Source organism: Paenibacillus sp. FSL L8-0641 (assembly GCF_038006265.1).
GTDB classification, from domain to species: domain Bacteria; phylum Bacillota; class Bacilli; order Paenibacillales; family Paenibacillaceae; genus Paenibacillus; species Paenibacillus polymyxa_D.
This window is the reverse complement of record NZ_JBBOUW010000001.1, coordinates 2,440,208-2,452,493: the sequence shown is the minus strand read 5'-3', so window position 1 is coordinate 2,452,493 and position 12,286 is coordinate 2,440,208. Positions and strand designations below refer to the sequence as shown.

Below are 12,286 nucleotides of genomic sequence, written 5' to 3'. Positions count from 1 at the left end.
GTGAATTCAACCTTTAGCATCCGCTGGCAATATGGCATTCGCTCCTTGCTCATGATCGGATTGGCTGTATACATCATCTCATTAAGCCGCACGAATGCACTTCATTACTACCTAGCTCCCCATATGCAAAAGCTACTCCTACTCTGTCCTGTACCCCTCTTGTTCATCGCATTGGCGATGGCATGGCACGGAATCGTTGGGGAGCGGGACGGTGAGGATGTATGTGATTGTGAGCACCCGTTGCCGCAAAGCTGGTTCAAAAAAACACTCGTATATGGAATGCTGCTCATTCCGCTCCTATTCGGTTCTTTGCTGCCCAATCAGGCACTTGGTAGTGATATGGCCGCCAAAAAAGGCATGTCCTTCACGTATCCCAACCCGGACATCCGACGGAAAACAGATACACAGACCACGAAAGCATCCACCTCCTCCCTTTTATCAACTGCATCTTCTGTCCCCACTTCGCCCCCTCCAGAGGGGAAATGGAGTCAGGAAACGCTGGATAAGCTGTTCGTTCCGCCTGATAAGTACAATGTGGAATTCGCCGAACTGGCGAAACGCCTGTATCAGCAACCTATCATACAGATCAAGCCAGAGATTTTTTCCGAAACTATTGGAGCCATTGAATTATATAAACAAGCTTTTGAAGGAAAAAAAGTACAGGTGACTGGCTTTGTGTATAAAGACGACAATCTGCCGGGTAAAGGGCTTTTTGCAGTAGGAAGATTCCTCGTCATGTGCTGTACTGCCGATGCCATGCCCTTCGGGATCATCGTCCAATCCCAGAAAGCCCCGTCCTTTGACAAGGATACCTGGGTGACCATTGAAGGAACACTGCATACCGCACAAAAGGGAAACGCTCCCGTACTTGAAATTCGATCCGAAAAAATAACCGCTGTCGAGCAGCCAGAATCCCCTTATGTCTATACCCAAGCAGACTCGGTAGCTACCTTTGATCGCTTGAACACAACACACTAACCCCGCCAAGGAGGAAAAATGATGAACAAAGTTCCTGTTATTTTAATCAGTGGTTTTCTTGGAAGCGGCAAAACAACACTGCTTTTGCGCCTGTTAGCCCATACCCGCCAAATTCCCCTTCGTGCTGTTGTTTTAATGAACGAAATGGGTGAATATAATGTAGACAGCGCTATAATTTCAGAGGAAATGCCTGACGTAACAGTAGAAGGATTGCTAGAAGGCTGCATTTGTTGCAGCAAAAGAAATGAACTGGCAGGGGCTTTGCATACCCTGCTCAGCCAGGAGCCAGATCTGATCTTCATGGAGACCACTGGGGTAGCCAACCCCGAACAAGTACTGGAGGAGCTTCGCTCCCCTCTACTGGCAGATCAGCTTTATCTGGTTCACAGCATCAGTGTTGTGGATGCTGAGCTGTTCCATGAATACAATAGCCGTTTTACGGCTGATAAAGAACTGGTTCGCACCCTGCACGGACAACTGCGCACCGCAGACTTCATTGTGGTGAACAAGACGGATGCAGCAAGCAGCCGTGAAGTGACGAAGGTCGTCAAAAGCATCCGCAAGCTCAACGATACGGCCAAGCTGCAAACTACTGAATATAGCCGGGTTGACCTTGAACCACTGCTAGAGCCTGTTCTGGCCTCCACATCCGTTGCCGCGAAACCTGTACAGACACCTCAACCAGCACCTGCACAGGTCCAGCCCACTGATGCAGATGCACTGTCTGTCCCCATTCCCGTCAAAAGTTCCGGACGACCCAGTATTACCTCTATAAGTACGCCGTTCAAAGTTATTTCTGCACACAGTCATAGCCACAGCCACGATCCCAACCAGACCCACTCGTTTTCCCATTTGGAGAGCTTAACGCTGCATCAATATTCTCCTCAGCCACTCGAAAAACAACGATTGGAGCGCTTTCTGACAGGGCTAGGCTCCTCTCTGCTTCGAGCGAAAGGTTATTGCGTGCTTCCTCAGGAAGGGACAATGCTTTTGCAATTTTCAGGAAATCACTTGGAGTGGCAGCCTACTGCACTTCCCGTGAGTCAGGGATATGTCACGCTCATTGGGGAGCAGCTCGACAAAGCATCCATTACCGACCAATGGGAACAGTGCTTCATTTCGCTATAAATAACAGGTCTAAATTAAGACAAAAAAACCTCCTGCAGATGCAGGAGGTTTTTTAAAAAGCGATGTTCACGGATTATAAGCATAATCCATGAACACAACGCTCGACTGTTCTTACTTAAGGTTATATTTTTTGTTAAAGCGATCCACACGGCCACCGATATCCACGTTTCTTTGTTTACCAGTGAAGAACGGGTGGGAAGCGGAGCTAGTATCTACACGGATAACTGGGTATGTGTTACCATCTTCCCATTCCATCGTTTCTTGCGAATATTTAGTGGAAGCACTCAGGAAAGTAAATCCACAGCTAGGGTCCAAAAAGATAACTTTGTTCAATGTTGGATGAATATCTTTTTTCATTAGTTTCACCTAATCTTTCATGTAGTTTTAGTTTCAACCTCAAACGTACTGGCGCAATACTCCATCAGTTGGCAAAAGGAACGGTTATGTCCCAGAAAAAAAGACGACAGACCTTAACGGTTGGCGCTCAAGCTCGTAAACGACAAGCAAACGATGCCGCATATATCGCATCGCCCATTGCACGAACGCTCCGGATCTTTCGTCAGCCTTCATCGTTATATAAGCATATAGTGAATGGTCCTCCGGCTCGTCCCAAATGCTGACACCAGCACAGGAGAAGTCGGTAGCCACGTGCTTTCGATTCAAAAGGCAAAGCGTGCCATGTAGCTCAGCATCTATCATACAGCCGTGAAAAAAAGCCGTTCTCTTAGATGCAAGCTTTAACTTTAGACGCTCTGTCCACTGGACTAATTCAAGTTTTCGCCGGTTCCATAACGCAGGCTTTTGCAAACTTAACAGGCTTCGCTCAGGAAGCAGGATAATTCAGGTTGCTATACAGCAGGCCTCAAATTATCTAGTTTCACGATGGATCGTGTACTTTTTCAGACGCGGAGAGTATTTTTTCATTTCAAGACGGTCCGGATGATTTCTTTTGTTCTTAGTTGTTGTATAGTTGCGGTCACCGGATTCGGTGCATGCCAAGGTAACAATTACGCGCATTTCTCTTCCTCCTTAATTGGAATACATGGTATACAATTACAATAGTAATTTTTACGATTAGTTTTATTCTATAATTCATGCTCCGCTTTGTCAACCTTAGAGTCACGGTTTATCGCTTCTTCTACCGTGTTCCAGCGATTACGGTACTGTGCAAGCTTCGGATGAAGTTGTAGTGGTTCGCTCGAAAGCACCAATCTGACATTTCTAATCCATTCTCCAAACGATGCATAGGAAGCGCACAAATTTGCCATTTCAGGACTCATGTACAAAAAAAGTGGGGTCGTATACTTTTCCACCAAAAAACGAATAGCTGCTTCAATCGGCGTATACTTTTTACGCTTACCTTCCCAGCTCTCAATGACAACAGCACTCAAAGCCTGCTCCCGCTGCCACTCTCCCAGCTCGTCCACCCGCTTGTAATACGAACGTACCGGCTGCTTCCACATTCTTCTGACGGTTTCTTCATGCAGCGGATACAGCACCAGTTTTGTAAAAGATAATGCAGCCCCCGTTTCGGCAAAAAGCTCCAGCTCTCTGGCTGTAATCTGCTCGAACGTATCATAGTAGACCATGGTCCCTTTATGCGTCTCGATCGGAGGCTCATAACCATAGGGTACATATTGAAGGTTTCTTGTCATGCCGGACACTCCGTCCTTCCATAGATGAACTTTTCCTTCTATATTATACCCTTGTTTTGGCATGAGGTTACATCAAATGTTTATCCTTGTTCAACAGCAGGCGTATTACCGCGTGGACCCCTTCGGAATTGCAACGCATAAAGTCCCATCGTCACAAGCGCAATCAGTGCAAGCACCGTAAAAATATTGCTAAAGTTGAACACCTGCACATTAGATACGACAGGATTCAGATGAAAGGACGACGAACTATCTAGCGTTTTGCCCAAGATACTTGTCGTAATCGCTCCGGCAATGAAATTCAGCAGAGATAGCAGCCCCATTCCAACACCAATCTGGTCTTTCGACAAGGTACGAGAAATCGTGTTGGACATGGCAATTTGCATGAAGGTCTGACCTACGTTTCCGAAAATAAGCAAAAACAAAATCAGATACGGAGACGCACCCACAAACGTAGACAAGCTGATAAAACAAATAAACAAAAGCGATACAGCTGTATAGACGAGAAACGAATTTCCTTTGCTATCCGCCAAACGCCCCCCTCTTTTACCCAATAGAGCCGAAGCAATAGCAGCCGGAAACATAACCAGTCCAATTATTGCGGGCGTAAGCTGATTGAGACTGTTCAGAAACTGCGGTGCCAAGTACGGCAATCCAAAGCTAATCCCCGTCCCTAAAAAAGCGATAAGGAGCCCGTATGAATATTGTTTGTTACGGAACAGCTTCGGCTGGATGAATGGGTCATGTGCAGTGTTAATGCGCCATATAAACAGTGCAAACAGCACCATACCGACCAGAAAAAACATCATATTGGTTTGCGAAATCGAAAGTAATAAGAAGGCTACTGTTCCACCCAGCAATAATCCACCAAGAAAATCGAACTTCTGATCCTCTCCACGCTGATCGTCCAAATATTTACGAAAGAACGGCAATGCGATCAGTGGCAGCATGGAAATGACGAACAAAAAACGCCAGCTTGCAAAGCCTGTGATCAAACCGGAAATAATCGGAGCCAGTGCAGTACCTAACGCCAAGCCGATTGCTGTGACGCCCAAAGCACGTCCTCTTTTTTCAGCCGAGAAATAACGGACTGGGACGATCATAGCAGTGGCCGGAATAACAGCAGCCCCTGCAGCCTGAAGCAAACGAGCTACAATGAGCATCCAAAATTGATTGGCCAACAGTCCAATAAGCGAACCCAGTGCAAAAAAGATAATCCCAAACGTCAGCAAATCCTTAAGACGATATTTATCTGCCAATTTGCCGTAGGTCACCGAGCCAACCGCATACACGATCATATAGCCAGTCAGCAACCAACTTACATCGGAAGCACTAATATGAAACTCCTCTCGAATCACAGGCATAACGACATTAAACATAAAAGCGTTCATCACTGAAAAAACAAGTGTGAAAGCTAGCACACGCATAAGCTTATCCGCATTCGGATAAGTTTGTTCATTTATCATTTGGTTGTCTCCCTCTCCTGTAAACCTCTTATCTAAGATCGTAATTCACTGCTTTTGAATACCCCTATCCGGGTAAAATCTCTATATATTCGCTCATGCACGGGCGTCCGCAGGGTGGTAGTCGCGGAGAATTTTTTTAAGCAGGCCGCGCAGCGTCTCCGATTCTCCGACAGATAACGTTTCCCCTACCGAGCTTTTAATTGCCTCAATAGTACGTTCAGCTACCTTGTGAATCTTCAAGCCTTCCTCAGTCAAATAGATTTGCTTCATGCGTGCATCTTCCGGGTGACTTTTGCGTACTGCCCAGTTTTTCTTAACGATCCCGTTAACCAGGCTGGTAACGCTTGATTTATCAATAAGCAATAGCTTTTCCAAATCCGTATTGGTGACTCCAGGCGACATCGCCAGTATATAGAGCGTCTGCGATTGTGGGGAGGTGAGCCCCAAAGGGCGCAGTGCTATTTCAATTTCGCGCCGGACGGTAGTGAAAATCCATTTAATTAAATACATCGTGCTCTCTTCCTCCCAAGGAAGACAAACGGGATACACCTCGCTTCCCATCTCACTACGAACCTCCATATCTATCTAATTTTAATAGTTTGAATTCCAACTAATTTTAATCAGCTGTCTACTTAGTGTCAATACTTTCGTAACATGATGCTTTATTAGATAGGGTTAATTTTGAATTACAAATTCATCCTTTATGGAAATATAGGCACAATAAAAGACGAGTCCTTTGAAGGAAACCCGTCTTTTACTTCATTCATCATTCATTTCTGTTTTATAGTTGCTTAGTCCGCAGTTTTCACTTGAACTAGCGGATATTCTTCTCCATCAACGGTAACCGTGCTAGCATCATTCAGTTCCAACCGCTGCCAAAGGGTCAATAGCGTACGATAAGGATACTTCTTCAGATCATACTCCGATGGTGTGTCAGTGTCTGTGTCTGTATTTGCTCCATTGCCACTACCCTCAGTAGTAATCTCCGAAGTCAAGCCTCCGTCCGTGTTGCCAGTCACTGCTCCAGATTGATCACCACTTTTTCCACTGGATGTACCCCCACGAGCTGTGGAACCATTGTCCGTGGATTGTCCATCTGCTGTCGTGCTTTTTGTAGTGGCGCTCCCAGTGTTTACATCACCGGATGGATCATTGTTCGCCTTACTGGCTGCTTCCTTGTCGTTCTGTTCAGCAAGTGTAAAATTTTCGTATAAGTGCTCCTGCTGATCCGCACCGACAATGACGAGCTTCTTCGGCTTAAATTCTGCCTGCTCTGTCGATGTCTGAAACGCAAACAACAGCTTGACCATTTTCGTAGTGGACTTGGTATTAGGCACATGTGTCACTATCGCCGTAGGCTCCTTTTTTACGGGCACTGTAGGCTCTACAGGCTGTTGTTGTACAGGCTTCGGAGTGGCAACAGGCGCAGGTGTGTCAGCAGATCCGATCACCCCGGTTGCTTTCAGGCCGCCTAGCGTACCTGCAATGACAATCAGCACGATCCCGGAAATCACCCCACCTTTACGGAAACGACGAAGCGTTTTGACCAGAGGCGTGTCCGTCTCACGCTTTGCTGCCAAATAGAAATTTTTAAAGGCAGGCTTCGCAGGTTCAAAATATTGACGCCACAGCGTTTTTTTATGCAGTCCCTCTCGTCCTTCCTTTTGGAAGAATAGAAGTAGCGCACGTCTGTAGGATGGTTCAAAACCGCCGCGTGGAGTAGCAAACTCAGGGTGTTCCTCCGACCATCGGATAAAGCGGTACATCGTATCGTTATCCTTTGCCCATTTGCGAATCGAACTGACCAGGCGAGCGAAATCCAATATTCCCTCTCCCGGCCCGTCAGAACGATAAAAGGCAGGCAACAGACGGGCAAAATGGCCTTCCGCAAGCTGCTGGGGCAGCCAGCTGTAAGCCCAATCCTGTACCTTTTCTACTTCGCCGGGCTCCAGACCGTCCAGCACCGACGGTTCCGGGTCCTCCGTGTTAAACCAATCATAAGCCGCAACTAATCGCACAGCTTGTCCCTTAAGAGGAGCAGGCAGCTTTCCAACCCACTGCACCAAATCAGGCCGTGTGAAAAAAGGAATCTGTACGACCTGATCGGGTGATATTTCCTTTAGCTCTACTTCGGTAAGTAAATACCGATCCGACGCTTCCTGCAAGCGTTCTGTCAATCCAGATTGCTCCAGCGGGGACAGTTTGCCTACGGCAGAGTTGCTGTCCCATTGACGCAAGCGTTGGTGAATGGCAGCCACAGCCTCTACTGGTTTTCTTTCCGCACGCAGTCGGCCCATCAGTGCAGATTCTGCCAAAAGCTGAAAATCGGCATTCGCCGACACTTCGATATACCTACTGCCCCATTCGTGCACAACAGCCAGCAGCCCCTTGGCATCCGGTGTTCTTTTCATCTGACTGTCCATGTAGGGAATGAACAGCATTTTTGTCAGTGCCGGATTACCCAACACTTTCGTAAAATATGCCTTGCCTAATGATGGATTCTCTTCAATTGTATGATAAATATACGTGACTGCTTCCGTATTTCTGGCAGTATAAGCATTGTTTAGCGAACGGATTAAATATTCCACCAACCGATTTTCGCTGCTGCGTGCATGAACTTTATAATAGTCCTTGAAACTATCTACCAGGCCTACATCCGGAATATATCCATCCTTCACCCGATCAAATTCATGATCAAAGAACGACAGAAACAGATCATTCAGCCTCATTTTACGTGGCAGCGCATCGGGTGGCGATAAATAATCAGTCAGGCTTCGTAACACAGTGATTCGTTGTTCGTTGTATAATGCCCGCTCTCCCTGCTCAATTCTGTACAACGTAATTAGCTCATGATAGCTGGATGGCGTCAAATCACGCCCGGCCTCCATACCTGTCAGCATTTGCTCGGCAAATTTGAAGAAATCGTCCGGCGTCTCACCATTCAACAACGTACGGACGATCCAGTCAAAATACGGCTGTCTCACCTGCTCTGCATCCACATTAAGTATTCGACTATGATTAGACAGGTCAAATACAAAGTCCTTTTCCACATTCCGATCACCGGGACGCAAACTAAAAGGCTCAACAAACATCAAGTGAATGCCTTTTCTGCTGTTTGGTTCCTGTGCATATGTAAGAAATCCGAGTCTGTTGCGAAATGCATAAGGCAGTGCTGCATATAACACACCAAGCAATTGCTTGGCTGAAGATCCGACCGCTTCTACAGGAACATTCAGCGCTACGTATACCTTTTTGCGACCCGCTGCGGACATCATGACTGCGTATAAAAGCTGTTTGAACACTTCTTCGCTCAGCTGCAATTGAGCCAGCACTGTAGACGGGTCAACAGCCGGAAATACACTTCCACCTGGTAGGCGCTCCAATTCCGGCAAATCCGTTCCCTGCTCAATATCATAAGTATCAACAAAGGAGGTGTTCAGCCACTGCTTATAGTCAGACGGAGATTCACCATGTCCGGCTGGAATCACATAGTTGTGCGTGAAAAGGGCGCTTCGTAGCCCAGTAAAATCCGCAGCCTTATAAATACTGCGGCCAAGTACTACATCCCCGGACTCCGTCCGTACCAGATGTATGGCTTCCGGATAGACACTTTCCTGTTTCTCGCCGCGCGCCGTCAAAGCAGCAGGCGCATCATATACACATAAGGGATGCAGCACCTTTTTAATAAAAGAAGCATCCAATCCTTTGGAATTAGCCACTGTATCGAAGCCTTCCGTAGAACGGAAAATACCACGCCGTTCCCGTGTGTACATCTGCTGTTGTATCAAATGAGAGGTAGCATAACTCACTGTGATTCTCTCCCCTCAATGTACTTCAACTTATAAAGCAGCCAAATAAATGGCTCATCCACACGGATCGGACTAACCAACCCTTGCAGCTTTTGCTCAACCGGATTGCTACCCAGCGCGGAAACCGCGAAATAGGCCGTATCCGTAAAATATACATCCATCGTGCCCTTGAACGGTTTATCCACCTTTTCGATGAAGCGCCGAACTTCGCCATCAATGTTCGCAAACTCATCCAAATCCATATATTTGCGATGCTCCATCGGATTAAAAATATTGCTGTTCGTCTTGATGTATGTGCCTTCTTCATCTGCCAACGCAGTAAGCATATCACTTTTGGTCAGGACGACAGCGGTCGGAATGTCCGTTTTCCCTTTTTCCTGATAGGCAATAAAATCACCGAACATCGTAAGTACAACGTCACGCGGTTCATCATATTGTGAGACCCACTCACCCGGCTTATCGCCAAGGTTAATCTTAATGCGCTCCCGAATAGAGCGGATTTGTAGTGGATCGACCATAAAGAGAATACCTGCAGAATTCTTAATATGCTGTCCATGCAGTCCCAGATAGTCCTGATCTACCATTCCCTCACCGGCGACATCAAAAAACACTAGCGTCAGTGGCGGCTTTTCCTCATCCTTAAATACGAACTGGAAGATAAAAGGCTCCTGCATCTTTTCTTTTTGTGTCGATGTAAGCAGATCGCCTCGTTCAAATAGGGGTTCCTCATACATGGTGCGGAACTTTCGGCTGATCTCTGCATTGAGCGGCATACAAGCCGCGTCAAAATGATCGGCCGTAACATGTTGCAGCGTGTGAATCAGGGAGGTCATATAAACAGATTTCCCTGCCTGCGAAGCTCCAATAATCGAAATGATATTGCTAGGCACCTTACCCGCAGTCACGGGCAACTCGTTATGGCAGTGCGGGCACAGTCGGTGACGCGTCAGCTCGCCATAACGGTCGGTCAGTCCTGTCAGTACATGATCAGAATACAATCGATGTTCCTCAGGAACATCAAGGGGATGTAAAATCGCCTCCATATCATGCACACTGTCCAAGCCAAAACGCTCCCGATATTTGTTCAACAGCTCATCTTCACCCAAAGCGTAGTCCTCGTCATCTTCACGGTGATGAGAAGCACGGAATACTACTTCCTCCGGGGAGAATTTACTAAAGCAATAAGGGCACACAATATCATAAAATAACGGCCTTGGCGCTGCCTGTGGCTTTCTTCTGAATAAATTGCTAAGAAAACTCATCGGTTGCGGCCTCCTTTCATTCAGGAACTAATTCATATACCGTGCCATATTTCTGGCCGTCCGTAAAAAACAGCCGCACATATTCATCTCCCCCCACTTCAACAGCGGGTAAAACATTCCGTCCCGCAACAAAAGGTGCTGTGAACGGATACAAGGTTCCATCGTCCCGATCTGCGGGATAGCCCCCACGCTTCTTCACGTAGCAAAGCGCCTCCTGCGGGACAGGAACTTCGGCTGTCACCTGAATTTGGACGGTTTTGCGGCTGCGAAACCAGCCTTTTTTATGGTGAACCGCATATCTGATTTTAGCCCTTCCGGTGCTCAACTCCAGTTGGTTGGCTCCGTCTTGCTGACGGATCACGTAAGTGTCTCCATCCTCCCGAACAGCCGGATACACGGTATACCGCACGCGTCCAATGCCTTCAATTCGGTCACGATAGCTGCCAGCAGCCTTATACTCCTCGCGTGTAAAAAGTTTTAGGCTTGAAAAAGGCGGTAAAACTTCACCTTTATTTTGCCCATTCACACCTGCATCGGCTGATTGTTTCGCAATATATACCACGGCTGCGCCCTCAGGCCACTGCCAGCGTAACACAACCCGGTTGTCATCAATTTTGTGGCTCAGCTCCGAAATAATAGGATCACCGGGCTGTGCTTCCCTATACTGCATAAGTTCCAGCCTCCCGTTCTAAAATCCACTGCTGCGTCGATTGCGCGTCGGGGCTTCCGCTGCCCCTCTCCGGCGTCCTGACGACTCACCCTGACTTCCTCCACCGGAAGATCGGCGAGTATTTTCCGCAATCGGCAGAACAAGCGAAAAGATAGCAATAAGGGCTGCCAGTACGAGCGCTGCCAACAAACGAATCATCAAGTCGCCTATAGGCGATCCAGATAATCCTTTTTCCAAAATAAAGCCAGCGAGCAAGCCTGCCGGGACTCCACCAATGGCGAAATTCCGTGCAAGAAAACGGTTATCGAACATCAGCCCAAGAGCTAATCCCAATAGAGCGCCGATAATGACCAGAGCCGTTACACGATAAATGGCAAAATACAGACTGTCGGCATATTCACCTGTCCGCTCCGTTACCAGTGTGCGATCACCGATTTTGTTATATATTTTACCGAACGCCTGAGTAAGTCCTTGGGCATTGGCTACATTAGAATAAGTTCCACCTGTCAGGTTAGCAATATTTTGCAATAAGGCTATACCATCCGACTCTGCCAGTTTCAGCCCGATCGTATTAATCGGAATCTGGCGGGCGATATAAGGAGCCAATGCTGTCTGGGTATCCAGATCGCTAAAACCATCAGAGAGCATAATAACGAGAGAACCTTTTTCCGCATTGCCTTGGGTTTCAATCTCCTTGATCGTCTCGTCCAAAGCAAGCCCGATCTCTGTACCGCCTGACATTATAGTTTGCATACTATCAATTTTAGAATATACCGCTTGCTTCTCTGCATCTGTGCCAATGGGAGTAAATGGCTGAACCAACTGCGCAGCAGATTCAAATGAAACAATGGCTACCCGCTTGTCTCCTTCCATTTGGGCAATCAGACTCTTGGCAGCCGTTAGGCGTTCATTATCAGGATCTGTTTGTTGCATACTTCCGGAATTATCAATCACAAGTACGAGGTCCTGTACGCTCTTGCGCCCTTCAGGGTTAACCTGATAGCCCAACTCCAATAGCAGACCTGCCACGAACAACATCACCAACGTAGCAGGCACCAGTAACTTCCAGGATAACCCGGAGTAGCGCTGCCGCCATGAATGTCCATTTAACTGTGGCGAAATCAGTTCGCCAATCAGACAGCCTAGGCCAATGCACAGGGCCATGATGCCAAAATACAGCCCGATCACGATGATATGCGGCCAATGCCCTATCAATTTGTGAAGAATAAGCTCTCCCAAGATGAAGCCTACTACAGCGCCCAGCAAGCCGAACAGTAATAGGAGAACGTTAAATTTACGCTGCTTCATAAGAATCGTTGCT

At 47.2% G+C, this 12,286-nt stretch carries 11 protein-coding genes; 2 read left to right on the top strand and 9 right to left on the bottom strand.

Annotated features, from left to right (window positions below):
* Together MKY16_RS11205 and MKY16_RS11200 are read left to right on the top strand one after the other, a co-directional pair.
* Window positions 1–978, top strand: coding sequence for a TIGR03943 family putative permease subunit (locus tag MKY16_RS11205; protein WP_340955337.1), 978 nt, complete (start codon window positions 1–3; stop codon window positions 976–978).
* 18 nt (window positions 979–996) lie between these two features.
* Window positions 997–2,106 (top strand): CobW family GTP-binding protein, encoded by a 1,110-nt coding sequence (locus MKY16_RS11200; protein ID WP_049817075.1) that lies wholly within the window; start codon window positions 997–999, stop codon window positions 2,104–2,106.
* A 111-nt stretch (window positions 2,107–2,217) separates the two neighbouring features.
* On the opposite strand, the gene MKY16_RS11195 is transcribed toward MKY16_RS11200, so the two are convergent.
* The 9 genes from MKY16_RS11195 to MKY16_RS11155 form a co-directional block, all read right to left on the bottom strand.
* Window positions 2,218–2,463 carry a type B 50S ribosomal protein L31 gene (locus tag MKY16_RS11195; protein ID WP_013310118.1) on the bottom strand — a complete coding sequence of 82 codons (246 nt, stop codon included), beginning with the start codon at window positions 2,461–2,463 and terminating at the stop codon, window positions 2,218–2,220.
* 510 nt (window positions 2,464–2,973) lie between these two features.
* Complete coding sequence (rpmG, locus tag MKY16_RS11190) at window positions 2,974–3,123, bottom strand: 50S ribosomal protein L33 (protein ID WP_013310116.1); 150 nt, start codon at window positions 3,121–3,123, stop codon at window positions 2,974–2,976.
* A gap of 68 nt (window positions 3,124–3,191) precedes the next feature.
* Window positions 3,192–3,761, bottom strand: coding sequence for a hypothetical protein (locus MKY16_RS11185; protein ID WP_340955335.1), 570 nt, complete (start codon window positions 3,759–3,761; stop codon window positions 3,192–3,194).
* A gap of 80 nt (window positions 3,762–3,841) precedes the next feature.
* A complete protein-coding gene (locus tag MKY16_RS11180) occupies window positions 3,842–5,224 on the bottom strand; it encodes an MFS transporter (protein WP_069010194.1) in 1,383 nt (460 codons plus the stop codon).
* A gap of 93 nt (window positions 5,225–5,317) precedes the next feature.
* Complete coding sequence (locus MKY16_RS11175; RefSeq protein WP_029519152.1) at window positions 5,318–5,785, bottom strand: MarR family winged helix-turn-helix transcriptional regulator; 468 nt, start codon at window positions 5,783–5,785, stop codon at window positions 5,318–5,320.
* Window positions 5,786–6,015: 230 nt separating this feature from the next.
* Complete coding sequence (locus MKY16_RS11170; RefSeq protein ID WP_029519151.1) at window positions 6,016–9,033, bottom strand: GAP1-N2 domain-containing protein; 3,018 nt, start codon at window positions 9,031–9,033, stop codon at window positions 6,016–6,018.
* A complete protein-coding gene (locus tag MKY16_RS11165) occupies window positions 9,030–10,295 on the bottom strand; it encodes a TRAFAC clade GTPase domain-containing protein (protein WP_029519150.1) in 1,266 nt (421 codons plus the stop codon). The genes MKY16_RS11170 and MKY16_RS11165 overlap by 4 nt, the downstream gene beginning before the upstream one ends.
* Window positions 10,296–10,311: 16 nt before the next feature.
* Window positions 10,312–10,965 carry a beta-mannanase gene (locus MKY16_RS11160; protein ID WP_069010195.1) on the bottom strand — a complete coding sequence of 218 codons (654 nt, stop codon included), beginning with the start codon at window positions 10,963–10,965 and terminating at the stop codon, window positions 10,312–10,314.
* An 18-nt stretch (window positions 10,966–10,983) separates the two neighbouring features.
* Window positions 10,984–12,273 (bottom strand): vWA domain-containing protein, encoded by a 1,290-nt coding sequence (locus MKY16_RS11155; RefSeq protein WP_340955331.1) that lies wholly within the window; start codon window positions 12,271–12,273, stop codon window positions 10,984–10,986.
* Between the last annotated feature and the right edge of the window lie 13 nt (window positions 12,274–12,286).